Annotated in this window: 20 protein-coding genes; 8 read left to right on the top strand and 12 right to left on the bottom strand. The window is 61.0% G+C overall.

Annotated features, from left to right (window positions below; all coding sequences use genetic code 11):
- Window positions 1-40: 40 nt before the first annotated feature.
- From DCO47_RS01430 to DCO47_RS01415, 4 genes are all read left to right on the top strand, one after another.
- Window positions 41-730 (top strand): hypothetical protein, encoded by a 690-nt coding sequence (locus tag DCO47_RS01430; RefSeq protein WP_064363960.1) that lies wholly within the window; start codon window positions 41-43, stop codon window positions 728-730.
- A gap of 4 nt (window positions 731-734) precedes the next feature.
- Window positions 735-1922, top strand: a complete 1188-nt coding sequence (locus DCO47_RS01425; RefSeq protein WP_064363959.1) for a GNAT family N-acetyltransferase — start codon at window positions 735-737, stop codon at window positions 1920-1922.
- The gene (locus DCO47_RS01420; protein ID WP_116657280.1) at window positions 1894-2685 is read left to right on the top strand and encodes a carbohydrate deacetylase; all 792 of its coding nucleotides are present in this window, start codon (window positions 1894-1896) and stop codon (window positions 2683-2685) included. Before DCO47_RS01425 ends, DCO47_RS01420 begins: the two co-directional genes overlap by 29 nt.
- A gap of 69 nt (window positions 2686-2754) precedes the next feature.
- A complete protein-coding gene (locus DCO47_RS01415; RefSeq protein ID WP_116657279.1) occupies window positions 2755-3447 on the top strand; it encodes a GNAT family N-acetyltransferase in 693 nt (230 codons plus the stop codon).
- A 137-nt stretch (window positions 3448-3584) separates the two neighbouring features.
- Here DCO47_RS01415 and DCO47_RS01410 read toward each other — a convergent pair whose 3' ends face one another.
- From DCO47_RS01410 to DCO47_RS01395, 4 genes are all read right to left on the bottom strand, one after another.
- On the bottom strand, window positions 3585-4382 hold the full coding sequence (locus tag DCO47_RS01410) for a class I SAM-dependent methyltransferase (protein ID WP_116657278.1): 798 nt from the start codon (window positions 4380-4382) through the stop codon (window positions 3585-3587).
- 99 nt (window positions 4383-4481) lie between these two features.
- On the bottom strand, window positions 4482-4757 hold the full coding sequence (locus tag DCO47_RS01405) for a type II toxin-antitoxin system RelE/ParE family toxin (RefSeq protein WP_083353138.1): 276 nt from the start codon (window positions 4755-4757) through the stop codon (window positions 4482-4484).
- A 1-nt stretch (window position 4758) separates the two neighbouring features.
- The gene (locus DCO47_RS01400; RefSeq protein WP_083353139.1) at window positions 4759-5031 is read right to left on the bottom strand and encodes a CopG family ribbon-helix-helix protein; all 273 of its coding nucleotides are present in this window, start codon (window positions 5029-5031) and stop codon (window positions 4759-4761) included.
- Between the two features lie 166 nt (window positions 5032-5197).
- On the bottom strand, window positions 5198-6097 hold the full coding sequence (locus tag DCO47_RS01395; RefSeq protein WP_024012435.1) for a LysR family transcriptional regulator: 900 nt from the start codon (window positions 6095-6097) through the stop codon (window positions 5198-5200).
- 160 nt (window positions 6098-6257) lie between these two features.
- On the opposite strand from DCO47_RS01395, the gene DCO47_RS01390 reads away from it, so the two are divergent.
- Window positions 6258-7280, top strand: a complete 1023-nt coding sequence (locus DCO47_RS01390; protein WP_065615041.1) for an alpha/beta hydrolase — start codon at window positions 6258-6260, stop codon at window positions 7278-7280.
- Between the two features lie 108 nt (window positions 7281-7388).
- Window positions 7389-8816, top strand: coding sequence for a mechanosensitive ion channel family protein (locus DCO47_RS01385; RefSeq protein ID WP_042609478.1), 1428 nt, complete (start codon window positions 7389-7391; stop codon window positions 8814-8816).
- Window positions 8817-9027: 211 nt separating this feature from the next.
- Here the strand turns inward: DCO47_RS01385 and ycaC are convergent, their stop codons facing one another.
- The 7 genes from ycaC to DCO47_RS01345 form a co-directional block, all read right to left on the bottom strand.
- A complete protein-coding gene (ycaC, locus tag DCO47_RS01380) occupies window positions 9028-9651 on the bottom strand; it encodes an isochorismate family cysteine hydrolase YcaC (protein ID WP_016774080.1) in 624 nt (207 codons plus the stop codon).
- A gap of 68 nt (window positions 9652-9719) precedes the next feature.
- Entirely contained in the window at window positions 9720-11558 is a 1839-nt protein-coding gene (locus DCO47_RS01375; RefSeq protein WP_116657277.1) for an amidohydrolase, read from the bottom strand.
- A 40-nt stretch (window positions 11559-11598) separates the two neighbouring features.
- Window positions 11599-12225, bottom strand: coding sequence for an antibiotic biosynthesis monooxygenase (locus tag DCO47_RS01370; RefSeq protein ID WP_027611590.1), 627 nt, complete (start codon window positions 12223-12225; stop codon window positions 11599-11601).
- Window positions 12218-12634: a DoxX family protein gene (locus tag DCO47_RS01365; RefSeq protein WP_083353143.1), complete on the bottom strand. Its 417-nt coding sequence runs from the start codon at window positions 12632-12634 to the stop codon at window positions 12218-12220. The genes DCO47_RS01370 and DCO47_RS01365 overlap by 8 nt, the downstream gene beginning before the upstream one ends.
- Before the next feature lie 438 nt (window positions 12635-13072).
- Complete coding sequence (locus DCO47_RS01355) at window positions 13073-17110, bottom strand: hypothetical protein (RefSeq protein WP_116657275.1); 4038 nt, start codon at window positions 17108-17110, stop codon at window positions 13073-13075.
- 113 nt (window positions 17111-17223) lie between these two features.
- Window positions 17224-18147 (bottom strand): LysR family transcriptional regulator, encoded by a 924-nt coding sequence (locus DCO47_RS01350; RefSeq protein WP_042609475.1) that lies wholly within the window; start codon window positions 18145-18147, stop codon window positions 17224-17226.
- 54 nt (window positions 18148-18201) lie between these two features.
- Window positions 18202-19185: an MBL fold metallo-hydrolase gene (locus DCO47_RS01345; protein ID WP_064363952.1), complete on the bottom strand. Its 984-nt coding sequence runs from the start codon at window positions 19183-19185 to the stop codon at window positions 18202-18204.
- Between the two features lie 235 nt (window positions 19186-19420).
- Here DCO47_RS01345 and DCO47_RS01340 point away from each other — a divergent pair, with 235 nt between their 5' ends.
- Together DCO47_RS01340 and DCO47_RS01335 are read left to right on the top strand one after the other, a co-directional pair.
- Complete coding sequence (locus DCO47_RS01340; RefSeq protein ID WP_042609473.1) at window positions 19421-19852, top strand: helix-turn-helix domain-containing protein; 432 nt, start codon at window positions 19421-19423, stop codon at window positions 19850-19852.
- Window positions 19853-19986: 134 nt separating this feature from the next.
- Complete coding sequence (locus DCO47_RS01335; protein WP_116657274.1) at window positions 19987-22824, top strand: winged helix-turn-helix domain-containing protein; 2838 nt, start codon at window positions 19987-19989, stop codon at window positions 22822-22824.
- On the opposite strand, the gene DCO47_RS01330 is transcribed toward DCO47_RS01335, so the two are convergent.
- Window positions 22789-24261, bottom strand: coding sequence for a winged helix-turn-helix domain-containing protein (locus tag DCO47_RS01330; protein WP_116657273.1), 1473 nt, complete (start codon window positions 24259-24261; stop codon window positions 22789-22791). The two genes, DCO47_RS01335 and DCO47_RS01330, sit on opposite strands and share 36 nt — an antisense overlap.
- Between the last annotated feature and the right edge of the window lie 70 nt (window positions 24262-24331).

Below are 24331 nucleotides of genomic sequence, written 5' to 3'. Positions count from 1 at the left end.
CTTGATGCCGCGCATGGCACCCTCATCAGGAGAAGAGACCATGGATGTTTTGCAAAAACTCAGCGGACATATTCGTCGGAAAGGCCTGCGAGCGACCTTGGGCAAGATCCGCAAACTGTACATTTTTTCCCATCAGCAACTGCTGTGGATGGAGCGCGACCTGGTCAGCCCGGTGCCGCCGCACCGCCTCAAACCCTATCCGCCACTGCGCGTGGTCAGGATTACGGCGGACAACGCCAGCGCTTTCGCACGCTACTTTGGCGACCGTGTCGGCACGATGGCCGAGCTGGCCAAAGAGGGCCATACCGGGCACATGCATGTCGACGAGCAAGGCGATGCCGTAGCGTTTATCTGGGGCACCCCGCGCGATTATTTCGACCGGCATTACTACGGCTGCCGGTTCCCGGTGAAACCCGGTGAGTTCTTCGAGTTCGGTGGCGAACTGGCCCGGGCGTACTGGGGGACGGAGCTGTCGGTAGACCTGCAATTGCGCCTGTGGGAAGCCATGGCCGCCCAGGGCTGCCGCAAAGTGGTCGATGTCTGTGAGTCGACCAACATACCGGCGCTCAAGCTGCACCTGCGCATGAGCTATACCGAACAACAGCGGATCATGAATATCTACACGCTGTTCGGTCGCTGGCGCTTCTATCGCGAAACCCGCTACAGCGGTTCGCGCCTGGCGGCGCTGGGTAAAACTTCCCGTCCACCTGTCAACGCAACGGCGGCCTGAACCTATGGTGATGCGATTCGAATGGCGCACGTCCCTGTGCGCCGCCGACTTCCCGGCAACCGCCTATGAAACGCTGCGCCTGGGCGTGGCCGACCATACGCCGTTCAACAATCTCGGTTGGTTGTGCGCGGCGGAACAGGCCTTGGGCGAGGACCAACGCCTGCACATTCTGCTCGGTTGGGAAGCCGCAGAACTGCGTCTGTGCCTGCCGCTTGTGGCGAGCCGCGAGCGCTTCGCCGGCGTGCCGTTTCGGGTCTTGCATCACTTGGGTTATCCGCTGGCCGATCGTCTGGCTTTGCTGTCGCTGCTCGGCGGCGAGGACATGCACGAGGCGCTGGTGCTGATTCGCCAGCGTCTGCCGCATGCGCTGTTGCAACTCAATGAGCTGTCGGAACCGGCGGGAGAAGAAAGTGCCGTCACCGCATGGATGGCACGCAGCTCCACGGCCGAACGACGCCTGAGCTGCCGGGTGCCGGTGCATCTGATCAGCGAAGCCGACCATCAGGAAGTCTCGGGCGACCCGCGCTACAAACTGCGCCGGGCACGCAAAAGGATTGCCGCGTGCGGTGCGCAGATTCGCCGGATCACCCCGGATGCGCTGAGCATGGGTGCCTTGTTGCAGACCCTCGGCGAAGTCGAGGCGGTGAGCTGGAAAGGCGATGAAGGCGTCGGGATTTTCGCCACACCGCGCAGTCGCCAATGGATCGAACGCGCCTTCACCGCCCTCGCCGGCCAAGGCCTGGTGCGCGTGGTGATGCTCGAGCTGAACGGTCGCTGCATCAGCTATCGCCTCGGCCTGCTCGAACAGGGCCGGCTCTACGATTACAACCTTGCATTCCTGCCGCAATACGCCGACCTGGGCAGTGGCCGGGTGTTGCTGGAGGAATGGATTCGCTGGGGCCTGGATGAGCACTGGCGCTGGATCGATGCGTCACGGGTGAGCCTGGAAAACTCCAGCCATCAACTGCACGAGCGCATGACCGGGCAACTGGAACACTGGCGCTGGAGTTTCTATTCGTGGCGCCCAAGTGGGCTGGCATTGGGTCTGGCGCTGCGCATCTGGTATCGCTGCAAGCCCGCCGTGCAGCAGTGGCGAGCCCGCCGTGCAAACAAAAAAACTGCAGCACTGGTGCAACCTGTCGCAATCACTCCGGAGGGCGGCCATGCCTCGCCAAGTCATAGTCAACGCTGATGACTTCGGTCTCAGCGCCAATGAAAACGCGGTGATCTTCGCAGCTTTTCAGGCCGGTCTGATCAGCTCGGCCACCGCCATGGCCAACATGCCGGCGTTCGAAGCCGCCTGCGCGATGGCTCGGCATCCAGCACTGGAAGGTCGGATCGGCCTGCACTTCAACCTGACCTACGGACGCCCGTTGAGCCAGGCGATCCTGGGGCGGCGGGCGTTCTGTGATGGCAACGGCGTGTTCGACCTCAACCTGCCCCGCCACAGCCTGTGGCTGGGTCGCGCAGACCGTGACGCGGTGCACGCCGAATTGCAGGCGCAATGGCAACGCTGCGTCGATCACGGGATGCGCCCGAGTCACATCGACTCCCACCAGCATGTACACAACATCTGGCCGATTGGCGAAGTCGTCGCGAAGTTTGCCGCCGAGCAAGGCGTACCGATCCGGCTGGCGCGCAACCTCGGGCACAACCTCACGCTGCCCAAGCGCTTATTCAAAGGATTGCTCAATGGCCGTCTGCAGAGTCTGGCGCGGGTTTCCGCTGATTACGTCTGCACCCCGGTAGACCTGCGCAATGCCAGCGTGCCCAGCGACGGCGTACTGGAAATCGTCGCTCACCCGACCCGCCTCGGCGTCGATTTCGGCGATGCCTATCTCGGCTCCGGCGAGTCGTTGAGCGAGGTACTCGAGCAGGGTTTGAGGGGCGTCGCGCGGGTCTCGTATGCCGACCTCAATCGACAAGAAACACAGGGCGCCACGGCGCTCGAATGAATCACCGCTGTAACGCAAGCCGACACGACACTCACCACAACACCCGGGCCAAGACCCTGGAGGGGCATCATGAGCATCATCACCAAAGTGCAAGATCGCATAAGACAGAAAGGCCTGGGCCGCACCGTCGGGACGTTGTGGAAACGCTACGTGTTCTTCCACTGGGAACTGCTGTGGATGGAGCGCGATCTGGTCAGCCCGGTGCCACCGCACAAACTGCGCCCGTATGAAGGCCTGCGCAAAGTCGACATCACCGCGCAGAATGCCGTGGCGTTCAGCAAACACTTCGGCGACCGCGTCGGCACCATGGCCGAGCTGGCTGCCGAGGGCCACACCGGGCACATGTATCTCGACGCCGATGGCCATGCCGTGGGCTTCATCTGGGGCAGCATCCGCGACTACCACGATCGTCATTATTACGGCTGCACCTTCCCGGTCAAACCCGGGGAGTTTTTCGAATTCGGCGGCGAAATGATCCGCGCCTACTTCGGCAGCAGCCTGTCGGTGGACGTGCAGGTTGCGCTTTGGCAAGCCATGGCGGCACAGGGTTGCAACAAGGTCGTCGACGTTTGTGAAACCCATAACATCCCGGCGCTGAAACTGCATATCCGCATGGGCTATCAGGAACAAGGCCGGGTGACCCACGTTTACTGCCTATTCGGCCGCTGGAAGTTCTTCCGCGAAACCCGCTACGAAGGGTCACGCCTGGATCCGCTGCGCAAACCGGGTCGGCCGGTGGTAAGTGCCGCGGCGCAGGCTTGATCCGGCCTTGTGAAATGTGGCGGTCGCAAGGCCGCCATCGCGAGCAGGCTCGCTGCCACATTGGATAGTCGCCGTACGCGAAACCAATGTGGGAGCGAGCCTGCTCGTGAAGAGGCCCGTCGTCGCGACGATAATTCTCAGACCTTGCTCGCCACCAGGCTAAAGCACATCGGCATCTGCGCCTGCTGGTTCAGGTAGCAGTCATACACCTCTTCCCGATTCGAATGCGCATACTCCTGAAAGTCCACAATGCTCAGCCCCGCTCCAATGGCGCCGCTGAAGATCGCGCCCAGCGTATGCACGAACCAGTAAGATTTCGCCGCCGGCTGCTCAACCTTGCCGACATACACAATCGGCTCTTCCTGAACAAAAGGCTCGGCACGGAAATACGAGCTGACGAGGCGCAAAGGATCATCTGCTTGCGGGTCAACCATTTCCAGAAACGGATGTGTTTCGTAGATCACCAGTTTGCCGCCCGGCTTCAGCACCTGCGCGACATGACGGAAGAATTCGCCGATGTCAGGCATCCAGTTGAGTACCCCGATGGTGATCAGGGCGACGTCGAATCGGTTATGCAGCAATGCGGGCAGACGGTGGATATCACTTTCGATGAACTCAGCATCGTGCGGCGAGCGGCTGTTCAGCTCGCGGGCCTGTGCGAGAAAGGCTGCCGATTGATCGACGCCGACCACACTGCGCGCACCCAGCGCAAACAGCGACAGGCTTTCCCGACCGTTGTTGCAGCCCAGTTGAATCACGTCCTTGCCGTCGACTTCCAGCAAGCCGCGCAAGGTGTCATCGAGACAGCAAAACTCCGCCTGCACGACATCGCGGAGCAATGCCTGCCAGTCCGGTGAATCCTGATGATGGCGGGCGGAATCGTTCCACGCCTGACGATTGCTTTCGATGGCGGTTTTGGGGTTGGGCACTTCCATGGCGCACTCCGGATAAGGCTCGTGATTGAGCGGCGTGAGTCTAGAACAGACCCGGAGTTGGGGTTGTTGCGATGTTGTAAGCGCGAGTCAGGCGATGAATTATCGTTCTTCGCGAGTGTGCCAAAGGCGCAGCAGGTAGATAGTCGAACCGATGATCTCGTAGCGCATTTCGTAGTGCCCGACCAGAATCCTTCGGACGTCTCGCGGTTCAAATTCTTCCAGGCGTTCGCCCAAGCGCGGATTGGCCAACAGCATTGTCGGAGCGGCGGTCAGCTGTTGCACAGTGCGCGCAGCGGCAGGTTGATTGACCGCTGCCAAAAACTCGTAAAGCCTGGTCAGGTCGGAAAGCCCTTTGCTTGTCCACTTCAACTCCATATCAAAGGGGCGCCTTGAGAGGTGTATCGGAAGTCAAGCTGTCCGCCCATGCCTGTACTGACTGATGATCGATGACGCGCCCGGCGTCGACGTCAGCCAAGGCTTCTCGCGTCAGACGGCTGCGCTCTTCCTCTTGATCAATCCAGGCGCTCAGGGCCTGTTTCACGATCCAGTTACGCGAGCGCTCCAGACGCTCAGCCATCAGATCGACCTTCTCGGCCAGTTGCACCGGTACATGGGCAGTTACGGATCGGGTTTTCATTGTCGCGGCCATGTCAGTTGACTCCTCGAGATTGCGGCAGCGGGCGTTCACAGACGATCAGAGTAGTCCTGTTCCATTACGTCCGCTCAACTTTGATACAAATCAAATCAAAGTTAATCACAGCTGCCCATACACCGCTATCTGGCCCGACAAAACGTGATATCGACGGTCGATAAAATCAAAGATTCACATGACTCTGGTTAAGCCGCTCGCGCAAAAACTCCACCAGCGCCTGCACCGGCCGCGAAGCTTGGCGATGCTGCGGATAAACCGCCGACAAGGTCAGTGGCTCCGGGCGTAGATCATCCAGCACCGGCACCAGCCGCCCGTCCTTCAGCGCCGCGCCGACGATGAAGGTCGGTAGATAAGTAATCCCCATCCCCTGCACCGCCGCGTCCCGCAGCAGTTCGCCGTTGTTCACCCGCATGCGCCCGGTGACGTTGATCAGCAGCGGTTTGCCCGGTGCTTCGTTGAAGCGCCATTGCACCGAGCGCCCGTGGCCGTAAGGCAGGCAGTCGTGGCTGTGCAGGTCTTCGGGTTTGAGTGGCGTGCCGCGTTCGGCAAGGTACGCCGGGCTGGCGCAGTACACCCGTTCGATGCTGGCAATGCGTCGGGCGATCAGTGTCGAGTCTTCCAGCACGCCGATGCGCAGGGCGAGGTCGTAGCCCTCGCCGAGCAAGTCGACCGGGCGATCGCTCAAGTCGACTTCGACGGTGACCTCGCGGTAACGCTGCAGGAACAACGGCAACAGACAACCCAGATGCGCCACGGCAAACGACAGCGGCGCGCTCAGGCGAATCGTGCCGCGCGGCTCGGCGGTTTCGCCGGCGATGCCCTGCTCGACCTGCTCCACCTCACCCAGCAGGCGCAGCGCCGATTCGTAATAGCTCTGCCCCAGCGGCGTGACGTCGAGGCGGCGGGTCGAGCGATTCAACAAGCGCACACCGAGGCGCTCTTCCAGTTGCATCAAACGGCGGCTGACGAACTGCTTGGACAGACCCAACTGATCAGCCGCGGCGGTGAAGCTGCCGGAGTCCATGACCTGGCAAAAAATACGCATGTCTTCGAACGGGTTCATTGTCACTCTCTGGTGGACAGTTAAACGCTTTATAGCCGCTTTTTCGCTTTTCAGCAGCCCATTAATCTGTGCTCACGGTGTTGCTGAGGCCGCAAACCCAGTGCCACAGCAGCCCGAAACTCAGGCAAACAATCAAAATTATTCAAAAGGATTTCCACCTATGAACATCGTCAAGAAAACCCTCGCCGCCTCCCTCCTCGCCCTGTCGGTCAGCAGCGCTTTTGCCGCTGGCAGTCCTGGCGTCGAACACAACACTCAGGCATTCCTCGACGCCCTCGCCGCTGGCGGTGGTCGCCCGCTGGAACAGCTGAGCCCGAAGGACGCCCGTGCAGTCCTGACCGGTGCGCAGGCTTCGGTGAAGGTTGATCTGTCCGGTGTGGAAGTCAGCGACAAAGCTATCAAGGTCGACGGCCAGACCATCAATCTGAAAGTGGTGCGCCCGGCCAAGGTCAAAGGTGAGTTGCCGGTGTTCATGTTCTTCCACGGTGGCGGCTGGGTGCTGGGTGACTTCCCGACGCATCAGCGTTTGATCCGGGATCTGGTGGTCGGCTCCGGCGCTGTGGCGGTGTATGTCGATTACACGCCGTCGCCGGAAGCGCAGTACCCGACCGCGATCAATCAGGCATACGCCGCGACGAAATGGGTGGCCGAACACGGCAAGGACATCGATGTCGATGGCAAGCGTCTGGCGGTGGCCGGCAACAGCGTCGGCGGCAACATGGCGGCGGTCGTGGCGTTGATGGCCAAGGAACAGAAAGCCCCGGCGCTGCGCTTCCAACTGCTGATGTGGCCGGTGACCAACGCGCAATTCGACGACGGCTCGTACCAGCAATTTGCCGAGGGTCACTTCCTCACCAAGGGCATGATGCAGTGGTTCTGGGACAACTACACCACCAACCCGGCCGAGCGTGCGCAGATCCACGCCTCGCCGCTCAACGCCAGCGCCGAACAGCTCAAGGGCCTGCCCGCTGCGCTGGTGCAGACCGCCGAGTTCGACGTGCTGCGTGACGAAGGCGAAGGCTACGCGCGGCATCTGGATGCGGCTGGCGTGCCGGTGACCTCGGTGCGTTACAACGGAATGATTCATGACTTTGGCCTGCTCAATCCGCTGAGCCAGATTCCTGAAGTCAAAGCGGCGGTGCGTCAGGCTGCTGCCGAACTGAAAACTCATTTGCAGCCTTAACCGCAAAAGATCGCAGCCTTCGGCGGCACCTACCCTGGAATACGATTCCCGGTAGGGGCTGCCGCAGGCTGCGATGTTTTTTCTCACTAGCGTCGCGGAGTACCGGTCATGACTCTTTTCTACGCCCACCTGCTGTCCTGGAGTGCCGTCCTGTTGCTGCTCGACGCGGCACTCTGGCATTTCTCGCCCTTCACCCATCGCGCGCCGCGAGTCGGTGTGCGTCTGGCGCTGTTTCTGGCATTCAGCGCGCTGGTGATCAATGCCGGTGTCAGCCCGTTGCAGGCTCCGATATTCGCTGATGATCGCGTGGCACAACTGGGAGCGACGGCGCTGGGGATTCTCTGGTGGCTGTACGCAGCACGGGTGCTGACCGAAGTGATTGGCCTGGCGCTGATGCGCCGCATCGGTCACAGCGGTCGCTTGCTGCAAGACGTCATCGGTGCGCTGGTGTTTCTGGTCGCCATTGTTGCGGCGGCCGGCTACGTGCTGGAGCTGCCGGTCAAAGGCCTGCTGGCCACCTCCGGGGTGGTCGCCATCGTTGTCGGTCTGGCCCTGCAAAGCACTCTCGCCGATGTATTTTCTGGCATCGTCCTCAACACCACCAAGCCCTATCAGGTGGACGATCTGGTGATGATCGACGGCGTCGAAGGCAAGGTCTTCGATATCGACTGGCGCGCCACGCACCTGCTGACCAGCGCCGGCACCATGGCGGTGGTACCGAACTCGGTGGCGGCCAAGGCGAAGATCGTCAACCTCAGTCGGCCGAGCAACATGCACGGCGTGTCGATCAGCATCCAGGTGCCCAACCACATTCGTCCGCGACGGGTGCTCGACGCCCTTGATCGCACCTTGCAGGGCAGCAGTTCGCTGTTGCTCAGCCCAGCGCCGAAAGCCGTGCTCAAAGAGGCTGGCGAAACCATGTCCGAGTACGTCGCCAGCGGTTTCATTGCCGAGCTGGGCAAGAAAAGCGAAGTGCGCAATCAGCTGTTCGACCTCGCCCACCGCCATCTCGAAGCGGCGGGCATTTCGCGCCATCCCGACGGCGTAATCGAACCGTCGAGCCGTGCTCGTGCGTTGCTGGATGAAGTGAAGATTTTCCGCTCGCTGAGCAGTGAAGAACGCGATCGCCTCGCTGAGTCGATGGTTGCGCAACAGTACACGGCGGGTCAGGTGGTGCTGGATCTGGACGAAGTGCCGGACAGCCTGTTCGTGATTGCCACGGGCGTGGTCAGCGCGACGGTGCCGGACGGCAATGGTCAGACCGAGGCCGGACGCATGGGGCCGAGCGAAGTCATGGGTGAGCAGAGCATCCTCGCCGATACGCCGTCGCAGGCGACGTTCACGGCGCTGACGTCGAGCATCATCTATCGCCTCGACAAGCAGTTGACCCGTGAGTGCATGGACAAGCGCAGCGAAGTCGGCCGGGCCTTGAACAAGTTGCAGGCGGTACGTCAGCAGAACAGTCGCCTCGCGTTGATGGCCAAACCGGTGGCGGTGAAAAAAGGCGGGTTCTTGGGTTGGTTGCAGAAGCGCTGATTCGAGGGCTTGAAAATCAAAAGCTTACCCCCCTCACCCCAGCCCTCTCCCCCCAAGGGGGGCGAGGGGGAAAGGGAGCCGATCTCCATGCGTTTCAAGAGCGGAGCTCGGCTCGGTATTGCAGGTCGATGCAACTCTAGCAAACAACGCGGTCAGTCCCCTCTCCCTCCGGGAGAGGGCCAGGGTGAGGGGCTTTTGACGTTCGACCAAATTACTTGGCGGTGAACTTGGTGTAGCTGTTGATCAGGTTGCGATAGTTAGGCAGACGCTCGGACAGCAGGTGCGCCAGGCCTTCCATGTCGTTGCGCCAGTCGCCCTGCAGCTCGCAAGCCACAGCGAACCAGTTCATCAGGTGGGCACCGGCGGCGGACATCCGCGCCCACGCCGCTTGTTGCACGGTGGTATTGAAGGTACCCGACGAATCGGTCACGACGAACACTTCGAAGCCTTCAGCAATCGCCGACAGGGTCGGGAAAGCTACGCAGACGTCGGTCACGACACCAGCGATGATCAGTTGCTTGCGGCCGGTGGCCTTGATCGCTTTGACGAAGTCTTCGTTGTCCCAGGCGTTGATCTGGCCTGGACGCTGGATGAACGGCGCGTCGGGGAATTGCTCAAGCAGCTCAGGCACGATCGGGCCGTTCGGACCTGCGTCGAAGCTGGTGGTCAGAATGGTCGGCAGCTTGAAGAACTTGGCGATGTCGCCCAGTGCCAGCACGTTGTTCTTGAACTCGTTCGGCGAGAAATCCTGCACCAGCGAGATCAGACCGGTCTGGTGATCGACCAGCAGGACGACGGCATCATCTTTGTTCAGACGCTTGTAAGGAACGCTCATGGCAAAACTCCTGGATGGATGGTTGTTGCGTGAAGCGCCGGCCCTGATGACCGGCGCTTTTTTCGAACTCAGAACGCGAAGCAGGAACAGCCGAACGCGCCCCAGAAACCGGCGAAGTCGCTGACGGGTGCATTCGACATCCGCGCCTTTTCATGGCTGTGGGTGTGCACGGCGCACGGCCCGCTGCACTGGTGAACCTGCGCCTGGAGTGGCGAGTTCGGGCGCCAGTGGCCCGGAACCTTGACCACCGGCGACCAGTCCGGCAGCACCGGAATCGAACGCGGGCCAAGGTCTTCGAAGTCGCCGGCGGCGTAGACAATCTTGCCGCCGACCACGGTCATCACCGACTCGATCCACTTGATCGCTTCTTCTTCGACGCTGAAGAAGTCCGCGCTCAGCGCCGCCAGGTCAGCCAGTTGACCGACGCGGATCTGGCCCTTCTTGCCCTGCTCCGAGGAGAACCAGGCGCTGCCGTGGGTGAACAGTTCCAGCGCGGTGCTGCGTGGCAGACCTTCTTCATACAGGGCCAGACCGCCAACAGTACGGCCGCTGACCATCCAGTACAGCGAGGTCCACGGGTTGTAGCTCGATACGCGCGTGGCGTCGGTGCCGGCGCCAACCGGCACGCCTTCAGCGAGCATGCGCTTGATCGGTGGCGTGGCTTCCGCGGCTTTTTTGCCGTAGCGATCGACGAAGTATTCGCCCTGGAACGCCATGCGATCCTGAATCGCGATGCCGCCGCCCAGCGCCTTCACGCGCTCGATGTTTTGCGGGGTGATGGTTTCGGCGTGGTCGAAAAACCACGGCAGACCATTGAACGGAATGTCGCGATTGACCTTCTCGAACACGTCGAGCATGCGGCTGATCGATTCGTTGTACGTGGCGTGCAGACGGAACGGCCAGCGCTGCTCGACCAAGTGGCGCACCACCGGCTCCAGCTCCTGCTCCATGGTCTGTGGCAGGTCCGGGCGCGGTTCGAGGAAGTCTTCGAAGTCGGCGGCGGAGAACACCAGCATCTCGCCGGCACCGTTGTGACGCAGGTAGTCGTCGCCCTGATGCAATTTGACGCTGCCGGTCCAGTTCTGGAAGTCGGTCAGCTCTTCTTTCGGCTTCTGGGTGAACAGGTTGTAGGCGATGCGCACGGTCAACTGGTCGTCTTTGGCCAGTTGCTCGATCACTTGGTAATCGTCCGGATAGTTCTGGAAACCACCGCCGGCGTCGATCGCACTGGTCAGGCCGAGGCGATTGAGTTCGCGCATGAACTGGCGGGTCGAGTTGACCTGATATTCCAGCGGCAGCTTCGGCCCCTTGGCCAGTGTCGAGTAGAGAATCATCGCGTTCGGCCGCGCAACCAGCATGCCGGTCGGGTTGCCGTTGCTGTCACGGACGATCTCGCCACCTGGCGGGTTCGGCGTGTCGCGGGTGTAACCGGCCACGCGCAGAGCGGCGCGGTTGAGCAGCGCACGGTCGTAGAGGTGCAGGATGAACACCGGGGTATCCGGCGCCGCCTGGTTGATTTCTTCCAGGGTCGGCATGCGTTTTTCGGCGAACTGGAATTCGTTCCAGCCACCGACCACGCGCACCCACTGCGGGGTCGGTGTGCGATCGGCCTGATCCTTGAGCATGCGCAGCGCGTCGGCCAGCGACGGCACGCCTTCCCAGCGCAGTTCGAGGTTGTAATTCAAACCGCCGCGAATCAGGTGCAAGTGCGAGTCGTTGAGGCCAGGAATGACGCAGCGGCCTTTCATGTCGACCACTTGCGTGGCGCTGCCCTTGAGGGCCATGGCCGCGGCATCGTTACCGACGGCAACGAAGCGGCCGTCCTTGATTGCCACGGCGCTGGCCAGTGGTTTTTCCCGGTCTACGGTATGAAATTGGCCATTGAATAAAATCAGATCGGCGCTCATCGCAGTTCCTCAAGCAAAAGTGAAAAGAAGCAAACCCCGCTCAACGCGGCGAGGTTTCTTGGGAATCGAGGTGTTCATGGGCCTGGCTGGCTTCCAGCCACGGGGTGAACAAACGGGTGACCGGCGGCATTACCACGTACACCACCGAGAGGACGATGGTCAGGGTGATCAGGAACGTGGCGACCACGTAGTTGGACAGAAGCGGATGCAGCGCCAGCAGCGGCCCCCAGATCAGCGGCACCAGCAAGGTGTGCGGCAGAATCACCAGCAGCGAAACCACGGCCTGCTTCCAGCGCGGCGGCGGCGAAGCAGCATCGGCCAAGGGGGAGAACCAGAACTCGTTGACCGGGGCGACTTCAGTCTGATCACCGTCGGCCAGCATCGGCGCAGCTTCGGCGACCAGCGCCTGACGCTCGGAGGATTCCAGCCAACCCTGCATGGCCTCGGTGGAGCTGAAGCGCAGCACGCACGTGTAAAAATCCAGACGCCCGCGCTTGCCGCGCACCACGTCCACACCCAGATGCCCTTCGCGCTGCCCGGCAACGCGCACGATGTTGCGCAGCCATGCTTCATACGCCGACTCGAAACCGGCCTTGACCGAGTGTTTGATGATCAACGTGACAGTCTCATCGGCCCCCGGTGCTTGTTGATTAAGGACTTCAGGCATAACGCAGCACTCCGGGCAAACGAACAGGAATCGCCAGCCGTCCAGGCCCGGCGATCAATACAGTGGTGAAAAGAATCAACAGCAACCAGCCGAACTGCCCTTCAGCCACACTCCATTGCGGATGTACGACCAGCAACGCCACCAGCAGCACAAAGAGAATAGGCAAGCAGGCCAATCGCGCCAGCACGCCGGCGACGATCAGTAGGGGGCAGAGGACTTCGGCGAAGATCGCCAGGATCAGGGTCAGGTGGGCGCCGAGGTGGAACGGATCTTCGATCAGTTGCAGTTGCGCGGTGAAGTCCAGCAGCTTGGGCAAGCCGTGCACCCACAACAGAAACAACCCGCCGCTGACCCGCAGGAACAGCAACCCGATGTCGCGTGCCTGTTCATCCCGTTGCGAAACGTGCATGGGCCCACCCTTCAATAGTTATCGGGGTGAATCATGCCGTGGATGGTTCGGGGAAAATTGGATGGGTGTGCTCAGTTCCGCGGTGTTCCGGGATTCGTAAAACACCGCACAACCCTGTGGGAGCGAGCCTGCTCGCGAATACGTCGGGTCAGTCGAAAAATACTTTGAATGACGCACTGCTTCACTTGAGTCGCGCTAACCCCGAGGACCTGCCAATACGTGTCCTTCACACAATCACGGTAGGCCATGCCGTCATAAGGTTTGATTCTGACAGTCACGCCTTTGGCCGGAATGTTTGCAGGATCGAGTACATCGTTCTCCGCTTCGTCTACTGACGGTTTGAGCGGGATGTTTGTTGTTTTGTGCATGGTGAGACCTCACACGGCGCTCGGTCGAGCGCCGTGTTCCCGGGTTGAAGCAAGGCTCAAGGGCAAGCGTTCATCGCTCGGTGTTCAGCTCGGCCCAGCGACTGGCCAGAAGTGCCCGGCCTCTGGAGGTCGGTGTAGCGTGATAAGACACCTTGCCCCTCAGCCGCTCCTGTACGGCGCTGCTGTCCCCGCCGCCATCGGCATGTCCCCAGGTCACGACGCGGCCGTCAGCGGTGAGCGCAGTAAATCCATGAGTGTTGTCGTATAGCGCTTGTACCTGAGTCAGCTCGGTGACGACCGTCGAGGTGTCGCCACCTACGGTCGCATCCCCCCAGGCGACCACTGTGCCGTTCTTGCGCAACGCGGCGAAAGCCATGGAGGAACCACACACCTGAACAATGTCATCGAGCGCCGCGATTTCGGCAGGCACCAGACCACCCTCCGCGGGAGTGCCCCATGCCACTACATGACCGTTGCCTCGGCGCGCTGCGAATGCGCGCCAGGTGGAACTGACCTCGACAATGTCCGTGAGCCCGCCAATCAGCGCGTCGATCGTCCCGCCATACGCGGCCGTTCCCCACGCCACCACCTGCCCGGTGGCACGCCTTGCAGCGAAGGCCTGCGCATTGGCGCAGCTCAATTCGATGATGTCGGTCAGAGACGCAATTTCAGCCGGCACAACGCCGCCATAGGTGGCGTCGCCCCAGCCGACAAGTCGCCCATTGCCACGATGCGCGGCAAAGGCACCATAGCTGCCGATCAGATTGTCGATATCGGTCAAGCCTGCAATTTCACCGGGAACCACCCCACCATTTGCCGCCAAGCCCCAAGCCACAACATTCCCGGCGGATCGTTTTGCTGCAAAAGCCTGACCCGCCGCCACCACTCGTACAATATCCGTCAGCGCGCTGATCTCTATGGGAATACTACCTCCATCGTCAGGTGTGCCCCAGGCAACCACCTGCCCGGTCGTCTTCAACCCGGTGAACGCAGTCGCATTACCGATGACTTCGACAAAACCCAGCGGATCTATACCGCTCATGCTTCCGCCCTCGGCGGCGGCTCCCCAGGCGACAACTGCACTATTGGCGCGGCGAGCCGCATAAGCGCTGCGCGTGCAGCTCACCTCAACGATGTCATCCATGGTGATAATGGTCGGAGGAATATCGGCGCCGTAAGCAGCGTTGCCCCAACCGGCGACATCCCCGACATCCCGGTGAGCGACGAAGGCAGCGAAACCAGTGACCGTGGTGTCGATCCCGTTGCCAATGATATTCGCCGAGTTGAGCGTGACCAGATCATCGGCAGTGCGCACCTGCAGCAGCTGCTGCGGTGCGGTGTCGCGCCAGATGGCAGCGGTCATCCAATCTGTGTCCGAAGCGTACTTCCACTGCGCTTGCAGCGGCTGCCCCGTGGTGGCGTTGAATGCGCTCAGCACACGCGTGGCACTGGACGCGCGATAAGTACTGCGGTTATAGCGCGCCCCCATGATCTTCAGGGTACCGCTGCCAATAACCCGGCGAACATCGTAAACCGTCGGCGTCGACGGGCCATCGGTCCCTCCCGCCTTGCGCTTGACCTCATAACTCAACGCGATGCTGTCATCGAGGTTGGCGCTGGTGACCGTATGGGCCACCTTGATCACGCTGAGTTCTTTGTCGGCCTCTGCTGCCAGAACCGTGTGGATGTAAGGAGTGGAGGTTTTACCGACCACGGTCACGGTAACTTCATCGTCGGTCTTCAATTGCGCGGTGGCCGGGATCACCACCGTCGCGCCGTTGGGGTAGACATCGTCCGGGTTCAACTGATCCTTCTGTGTCCCCGTGGCTTCCCTGAAGGTGGCAACCGGTAGCCGGATCTCTTGCGCTTGCACGTTGAAGTCATAAGGTTTGCCGTCGGCCTCGCCGCCGTCAAACAACTCGACCCGATAATCGATAGTCACTTTTCTGTTCAAGCTGGCCTGCACAACGGACAGGTCAACAGTGAACTCGATCGGCTTGCCCTTGTTGTTGCCACTGACCGCTTTGTCATCGGTGTGATTGACCACTCCATCCGATGATGTCCAGGTCATATAGAAGTGATCGCCGGCATTCTCGGGATCATTGGCCGGTATCTCGACTGTCGCTCCGTCTGGAGTATTGGCCGGATCGAGTATGTCATCGGCCGCCTGCACAACGCGGGCCGGATCCAGCAATTGCGTGGACTCGCCGACGGAGAACACGAGGGGGTTGGAATAACTGATCGTGTCAGTTTCTTTGCGCCAGATTTCGTAACTGGCCGTGATCGTGGCACCGCGATTGGGCTCGATATGCTCGGCCACAAACTTGTCGCTGAGCCGGAATGGCACGTCGCTGTTCTCGTTGAGCGCAGTAATGTCGATGGAGTCGCCGGTCTTGCCTGATTGTTCCCCATCCCATTTGTAAGTCACCTTATCGCCGCGTTTCGTCGGTGTGACGATGGGTTTGGGAACAGTCAGCTGACCAATGCCGTTGGGTAAATCAGCAGGCTCCAGTGAGCCATTGCTTTCTCCGAGCACGATCGGTTTAACCAACTCGAATTTTGGCTCGCCCACGCTCAGCGTTGCCGCGGGACGTGACACACGCCTGACAATGGCGCCGTTCCCATCCACACTCAGATGGACATATGACAACACCAGTGTTCCGCCCTCAATGGACTTCAAGTGCAAGCCTTCGACAGTGAGGAAAAAACCGATCGGGTCGGCGATTTCCTCCCGGCTCGGTATATACCTTTCGAATTCCGGGACATAGACGCTGCCCTCCGAACGTTTACCGAACCACACCAGTTCAAACGCATCGCCATAGTTGAACAGCGAATCAGAGCGAATCAGAACCCGGGTATATGCCAGGTCAGGTTCAATGGCACCCTGGTTTTCATCCTCAGCAACAGGGGCATCCAGGCGCGTGGCCTCACCGTTGACTTGCACGAACTGACCTTTGGATTGCAGATCGGAAGTTCCTTCACGCTTGACCTCATAAGAAAAAATCACCTGGGTTCCGACAAGCCTGCGCAGATCGGCATTTTCGAAATCGAATTCATAGGTGTGGGGAAGATTGTCGACCTCCTGCCTGGGCGCAGTGAACGTGACGGTTTGACTGTCCACTGTGGTACCGCTGACTTTTACTTCAATCCAGTCCTGATGTTTGAATTCGCTCGAAGTTGCCCAGACCTGAACAACGACGTTTTTATCACCCAACCGGTCAAGGTCCAGGACATTGTTGAGCGCATCCTTGGCAATAGGGGCAACCAGCCGATTGGTGTTGAGCGAAACCCTGATCCGGGTTTCTCTACACCAGTCCTCCGAATAATTGTGGACGATATCCCGCACGCGAAAGCTCACGGCCAGGCCCACCTCATCGGTATCACCTGCCTTTTCTATAACTGCCCGCTTGACGTAAACAGTGATGGGATTCTTCACCGGATCACTGATTTGCTCCGCCGTCACCGGGTCGGACAAGATCAGCATGCCCCCCCAACTGAGCTCAGCTTGGTCGCCCACCGCAATACCAGGATAGGGTTCGCCGCTACCGGATGCGTTTCGAATGACGATAGGCAAACCTACTGTCGGATCCGGATCATCCGGATCCTCCTTCGGCGGAGCGTTCTCGCTGTCAACTCCACCAGAGACGAACTCCGGCGGGATGAACATGTATAGATTGGAATGCCCCGGCCCCTCCTCCGTATCCTGTCCGCCGGGAATTTCCAGCTTGACGAATATTTTCAATGGCGGCGCATACGTCTCGGCGGGATCCAGGCCTAAACGCTTTACCCAATAGTCGATTTCATGGGATCCCGAAGCAAGATGCCGTGGAGCAACGAACAGGGTCGCACGCTGATCAGATTCTGATTGATCACGAATGATGTACCGATCCACCTCGACAGAGCCTTTCCTGAGCACCACCAGGTCGCCTTTATTCTTGGTCGTCCATGGGCTGAGGTAGACCTGCAATCCATCGTCCGGATAGACCCCTTGCGCCGCGGCCCGATTGATCCCCCACTCTCCCGAGGGAAGGATGGGAAGCATGCGACCGGTGATATCCGGCTCAGGAAGTGCCAGCGTTGCGACGTGTTTCTTGAGTTTCAAAAGCATGACAAAACACTCCTGCCGAGGGATTAGGCGACGGAGTGATTAACAGCCAGAAACAGTAAATCGTCACCTGTCACATCTGACAGGTGCAGAGCAGTTTCCGACGAACGGAGGGCTCAAGGTGACGGTATGTCCAGCGGTGCCGCCATGAACTGGCTGATGCGCGAGCGTAGCCACTTCTCCGCCGGGTCGTTGTCGTGCACCCCGCTCCACGCCATCGACAACTGCGCGGCATCAATCGGGAATGGCGGATCTTCGGCACGCAGGGCGCAGCCTTCGACCAGTGCACAGGCCGCGTAATCCGGCACGGTGGCGATCATCTCGGTACCGGCGAGCAAGGCACGCAAGCCACTGAATTGCGGCACACCGAGAACCACCCGGCGGCAGCGGCCGATCTTCGCCAGATCGAGGTCGATATTGCCGCTCAGGTCACCCGAGAACGACACCATCGCGTGCGGACGCTCGCAATATTCGTCCAGCGTCAGCGGCCCCGGACGATCATCGCCGCGCAGCACTTTGCAGGGGATGTCGCGCAGCTTCTTGCGCTTGGCGTTAGCGGGCAGATCCGTGGTGTAGCTGACACCCACGGAGATTTCCCCCGAAGCCAGGAGCGCCGGCATCAACAGATAGTTGGCGCGGCGCACCACCACGACAATTCCCGGCGCCTCCTGCTGGAGCTGGCGCAACAGCGGTGGAAACAGACCGAACTCGGCGTCGTCCGACAGACCGATGCGGAACACGTCGCAACTGCTCGCCGGTTCGAATTCCTTGGCGCGGCTGACCGCACCGGAAATCACGTCCATCGCCGGTTGCAGCTCCTTGAGGATCGCCAGCGCCCGCGCCGTCGGCTCCATGCCGCGACCGTTGCGCAGCAGCAACGGGTCGTCGAACAGATCGCGCAAGCGCCCCAGCGCCGCACTGACCGCGGGCTGGCCCATGAACAGTTTTTCGGCAACGCGGGTCAGGTTCTTTTCGAACATCAGCGCTTCGAAAATCACCAGCAGGTTCATGTCGACGCGGCGCAGATCGTTACGGTTCATGGGCGTGGTTTCCTTATCGGTGTCAGACGCTTTTTGCCACTGGCGCTGGGCACTTTACTCGATCAATGGCACTTTCGCCGCGCGTTTGTACGGGCCGTACTCCACCGGTACCCACTGGAAATGTTTGCCCTCGGCGGTGATGTGGCCGATGCCCGGAAACGGCAGATGTGCTGCGGTCACCCAGGTCTTGCTTGCTGCCGCGGCACTGAACACGGCCTGACGACTGCTGATCGCTTGCTGACTGTTGACGTCAAAACCGATCGACACTTCCGGGTGCAAAAACTGCACCGCCAGGTTGTGCACCAGATCGCCCATGAACACGATGCTCTGCTGCTGCGAGGTGAAGCGGTACGTCGTGCTGCCCGGCGTGTGCCCGGCTTCGAGGGTGGCTTCGACCAAGCCTGGCAACGGCGACTGCCCGGGGGCGAAAGTCTTGAAGCGACCGGCTGCAACATAGGGCGCGGTGGAGTCCTGGGCAATTTTGAAAAACTCTTTGGCGCCTGCCGGGGCCTTGGCCAGCGCTGCCGGATCGAGCCAGTAGTCGGCCTCGGCCTTGGCCGCATACACGGTGGCGTTGGCGAACAGCGGTTTTTTCTCTGCATCGACCAGACCACAGACGTGATCGAGGTGCAGGTGCGTCAAGAGAATCGTGTCGACCTGCTCAGGCTTGTAGCCGGCGGCCTGCATGTTGGCCGAAAGCTGCCCGGCGGTGGCGCCGATGCACTGCCCGGCGCCGGTATCCACCAGAATCAGCTGTCTGCCGGTGTTGACCAGGAACGCATTGAACGCGGTCTGCACCCCTGGGGTTTCAATCGAACGGCGGGCGAGGAGCGCGCGAATCTGGCTCTGGCTCATGCCCTGCAACAACTTCGGCGACAAATCGTTGTAACCGTCGAACAACGCGGTGACTTCGTAATCGCCCACGGCCAGCCGGAAGTAACCCGGCGCTTGAGTGCCCACCTGCGGCGCCTGCGCCATCGCGCCGGACATCGCCAGCATGACCGCCACGGTCGTCGCTGCTTTCACCAAGACTTTCATTGCATTCCCCTTGAACCTGGCCGACGGCGGCCGCGCTTTATCGACATCGTCGCGCAAAGTGCCAGGCGCTGACTTGCAAGGATGTGCTGAGTTCCAGCCCGAGCCATGAAATTAACAACGATTAACTCGTCAGGCTTACGCGCTCGCCCAACAATGAAGTCCTCTGCGCAGCGTTGCTTTTTTGACCTGAGGGAATGCGCCGACCGTGCCTTCCCCACCGACACGGACCTAGGCCATGGCTTATCCACAGCAAACCGTCGCCCTCGCCCCTGCCTGCGAACCGCGTAAAAACGCGACTGGCGGACTCAGTCCACAGCGCGAACGCCAGATCAAACAGTTGATTCTCGATCGCTTGGGCGAAAGTCTCGAAGTGGCTGAACTGGCCCGCGCCTGTTCGCTGTCACGCAGTCATTTCTCCCGCGCGTTCAAGTGCAGCACCGGCCTGTCGCCACAGGACTGGATTCGCGCCCAGCGTCTGGCCCGGGCCAAGCTGCTGATCCAGCACACCGACCTCAGCCTGACGCAAATCAGCCTGGAATGCGGGTTCTGCGATCAGGCACACTTCTGCCACATGTTCACCCGCAGCGAGGGGATCAATCCGTTCGCCTGGCGCTGTCGAGTCATGGGCAAACCGAAAAACAACGCAGCGCAGCCTGCGGTGTTTTGACTGCTGCCGTTACGCCACCCGTTGCACTGATGCTCAAACCTGAGGATTATGCCCGGACACCCCGGATCAGACGGCCTGCGCACGCGACAGGCACTGGTTCGCCCTGTTCGCCGCATTACCGCAGGAGCGCGCTGTTGAGCTTTTCCCCGAATCAGGCCATTGCGTTTGGCCCCTATCGGATTCATCCCGGGCAACGACTGCTGATTGAAGGCCAACAGCCTTTGCGCCTGGGACGGCGGGCGATGGACATCCTCCTGATTTTGCTGGCCCACGCCGGCGAAGTGGTGAGCAAACAGCAACTGATGGCTGGCGTCTGGCCAGACAGTGTCGTTGAAGACATCAACCTGCGCGTGCACATGGCGGCGCTGCGCAAGGCGCTGGGCGACGGACAGAACGGGCAGCGCTACATCGTCACCGTGGCGCAGCGCGGCTACAGCTTTGTCGCACCGATTGTGCTCGACAGCATCGAACAAAAGCCTGCAATGCCCGTCGCCAGGCACAACCTGCCGCTGCGCCGAACACGGATGATCGGCCGCCAGCCGGTGGTCGATCATTTGATTGCGCAACTGCCGCGCCGACGCTGCATCACCCTGGTCGGCCCCGGCGGCATTGGCAAGACCACCGTCGCCCTGCGTGTCGCCGAACAATTGATCGGCCAGTATCGCGACGGCATCCGCCTGGTAGATCTGGCGCCCATCGCCGATCCCGCACTGATCGGCTCGCATCTGGCGACGCTGATCGATCTGTCCGCGCCTGAAGGCGATGCGCAGGCTTGCCTGGTCGATGGCCTGCGTGAACGGCAGATGCTGCTGGTGATCGACAACTGCGAGCACCTGATCGATGCGGTCGCATCGCTCAGCGAGCAGATTCTGCGTGGCGCGCCCAGGGTGCATATCCTCGCGACCAGCCGCGAGAGCCTGCGTGCCGAGGGCGAGTTCGTGCAGCGTCTGGAATCACTCGAATGCCCGTCCATGTCGACCGCGATAGAGCCGGCCCAGGCGCTGGGCTTTGCTGCGCTGCAATTGTTTGTCGAACGCGCCACGGCGGCGCGGGAAAGCTTTCAACTGAGCCACGCCGAGCTGCCGCAAGCGATCGAGATCTGCCAGCGCCTGGACGGTATTCCGCTGGCACTGGAACTCGCCGCCGCGCAGGTCAGCGAATTGGGCATGGACGGATTGCTCAAACAGTTGCGCAAGGGTTTGCCGCCGCTCTCAGCCAGCCACCACAGCAGCGCCGAGCGCCACCTGACCCTGCGCGCAACAATGGACTGGAGTTTCAACCTGCTCAACGTCTGTGAGCAAACCTGTCTGCGCCGTCTGGGCATTTTCCGCGGCAGCTTCACTCTCGCCTCGGCGGCGGCAGTGGTCATCGGCCAACAGATCGATCCCGGCGCAGTATTCAACGCAATCACGCAATTGGTGGCCAAATCCCTGCTTAGCGTCGAAGTGGGCGACGAAGATGTTTTCTACCGCTTGCTCGACACCACCCGCCACTATGCACTGGAAAAACTCGAACAGGCCGATGAGCTCAGTGCAACCCGCCGACGCCACGCCGAGCGTTGCCTGACCTTGATGCAGCAGGCACAAGCGGATTGGGACAACACCCCGACCGTGCTGTGGCTGGAGCGCTATGCCCGGGGTCTGGAAGATTTGCGTGCGGCGCTGGACTGGAGCCTCAATGGGCCGGGACCGGATGAGCTGGGCGTTCAACTGGCAGCCGCTTCGGCGCCGTTGTGGCAGGAGCTGTCGCTGCTGCGCGATTACAGCCGCTATGTGCGCCGCGCACTGAGCCTGCTTGAGGAAACGACCGCGCCCTGCCCTCGCCTGCAAATCGCCTTGAAACTGGCGCTCGGCAGCGCCAGCTATCACACCTGGGGCGGTACGCCACAAACCATCCAGGCCTTCATCGATGCCTGCCAATTGGCCGAAGAACAGGGCGATCTGGCTGGTCAGTTGCGTGCGATATCGGGGCACATGGCGGTCAATCTGAGTTGCGGGCATTACCGCATGGCGTTGGCCCAGAGTGAGCAATTCGACCGCATCGGCGTGCACGGCGAGCCACTGCTCTCGCTGAGTACACATCGCTTGCGCGTGCTGGCCCTGCATTACGCCGGCGACCAACCGCAGGCGCGCGCGCATGCCGAGCAAGTGCTGCAACGCATGGCCCACAGCGGCCATCTCAATCGTTTCACTCATGGTTTCGGCGTGCAATACGACCAGAGCGTAGCCTCGTTGACGGTGCTGGCACGGGTGCTGTGGCTGCAAGGTCTGCCCGAACAGGCATGGCGCGCCGCACGGCAGGCGCTGGACATCGCCGTGCAGATCAACCACGGCACCTCGATCTGCTACACCCTGGCACTGGCCAGTTGCCTGATCGCTCATTACAACGGCGACCGCGAAAGCGCCCGCGCGCTGCTGCAGCTGCTGCTGGAGCAGTCGCAAAAGCATTCGGTGTTGCTGTTCAATAATTGGGGCCGGCATTACGCGCAGGTCATTGATCCTGACAATGCCGCGCCCGTGTCAGCGCAAAGCAGCGGGCTGATCCGGGAGGTGATGGTTACGCTGGATGAACGTTTCGTGGATGACGCATTGATTGAGCGAGCGCGCAATGGCGATGCGGGTTGGAGTGCGGCAGAGATATTGCGCGCGCGTGCGGCGGCATTGTTGATGGGCTCAGAGAAACCCCTTCGCGAGCGGGCTCGCGAATCGGCCCTCTCTCTCACCGCTGAAACCCGAGAAGCCGAACAAACCCTGCAACAAGCCTTGACCATCGCCAGAAGCCAAGGCGCGCTGGCCTGGGAACTGCGCAGCGCCACGGACCTCGCTGAGTTATGGCACCGCCAGTCGCGCTACCTCGATGCCCTGGATCTGCTTAACCCGATCTACCAGCGCTTCACCGAAGGCTACGCCACTCCGGACTTGTGCAAAGTACGCCGGCTACTCGACCGCCTGCGCGACCAGTGCCCGGCCTGACGCATTGCGCGTTCGGCTGAGATAGCGCGCATGGCGATGGTCCAGTTCGAGCTTGTCGTCGCTGCGCTCGAATTGATCACGAGCATAGCGACGCACGGTGTTGAGCATCCAATAGCGGACCGTTGCATGGATCGGTTGCTGGATCAGCAACGATTTGCGTGCCAACCCTTCGATTATCGCGCTCAGCCTGGAACCGGCCAGATCCACGCTGCTGATCACGCTCAGTGCGGCCTCCAGAGTAAAGCCCGTGCTGAACACCGACAGACGCAGCAGCACTTGCTGCTCCATTTCTGTCAGGCATTGATAGCTCCAATCGATAGCAGCAGCCATCGACTGATGGCGCGGTTCCGCGGTGCGCCGGCCTTGGCCAAGCAACTGCAGACCGTTTTCAACCTGGGCCTGTAAGCCGATCAAGCCCAACGCATCGATCTGCGCCGCCGCAAGTTCGATCGCCAGCGGCAGACCGTCCAGTTGACGGCAGATCTCGCGCACGCCTGGCAAATCCTGTTCACGCAAAGTGAAGCCATGCTGCCGCGCCCGCGCGCGATTGACGAACAACTGCACCGCCGGATAGCCCATGGCTTCTTCGACGGTGTTCAATGCCGAGCGCTTGGGAATCGCCAACAGCGGCACGTAATGCACGGTCTCCTGAGCGACGTGCAAGGCTTCGCGGGCGCTGACCAGAATCGACAGGCGGGGCGCAGCATGCAACAGGGTTTCTACCAGAGCCGCGCAGCTGTCGCGCTGGTGGTCGCAGTTATCCAGTATCAACAAGGCGTGCCGGCCGGTCAGGGTGAAAAAGTCCGTGTTCAGGGTGCGCAACAGGTGCTCGATCAATGGAATGTCATCTTCGACGCCGGCGAGGTCGACCCACCAGGCGCCATCGCGAAAGTACTGCAGCAGCAATTCCGCCACGCGCAATGCCACAGTGGTTTTGCCGACTCCCGGCGCACCGGTAATTGTCATCAATCGGCACACCGGCATTTGTCGAACCAGACTACCGACCAAGGCATCGCGCCCGCTGACTGGCGTCAGTCGTGCCGGAAGATTATGCACAGGCGTGAGCGCGGCGACGGGCGTGGGCAGCGCATCACTTGTGTGCCGCTGCACCGGGGCGACAAAACTGTAGCCGCATTGCGCCACGTGAATGATGTAACGCTGCCCGTTGGTGCCGTCGCGCAGTGCGCGCCGCAACGCCGCGATGTGCACCCGAAGATTGATCTCTTCGACGATCGACGTCGGCCACACTTGAGCAATCAATTGCTCTTTGCTGACCACCTCGCCCGCGTTATCGAGCAGCACCTGCAGAATGTCCATGGCGCGCCCGCCCATGCGCAGCGGCTGCTCTCCTTCAAGGACCAGACGCTGGCGCACATGAAAGGCGTAGGGGCCAAAACGCAGCACCGAACCGTGGTTTGTGTCGTTGTGATTATTCATGCCAGACATCTTGGCACCCTTGCGTGACGATACAACCGCCACAGCCGACACAGTACGGACATCCGGCTGC

This window comes from Pseudomonas sp. NDM (genome assembly GCF_003105095.1).
GTDB classification, from domain to species: Bacteria; Pseudomonadota; Gammaproteobacteria; order Pseudomonadales; family Pseudomonadaceae; genus Aquipseudomonas; species Aquipseudomonas moraviensis_A.
The sequence above is the reverse complement of the archived record's forward strand: the minus strand, read 5'-3'. Positions and strand labels throughout refer to the sequence as shown.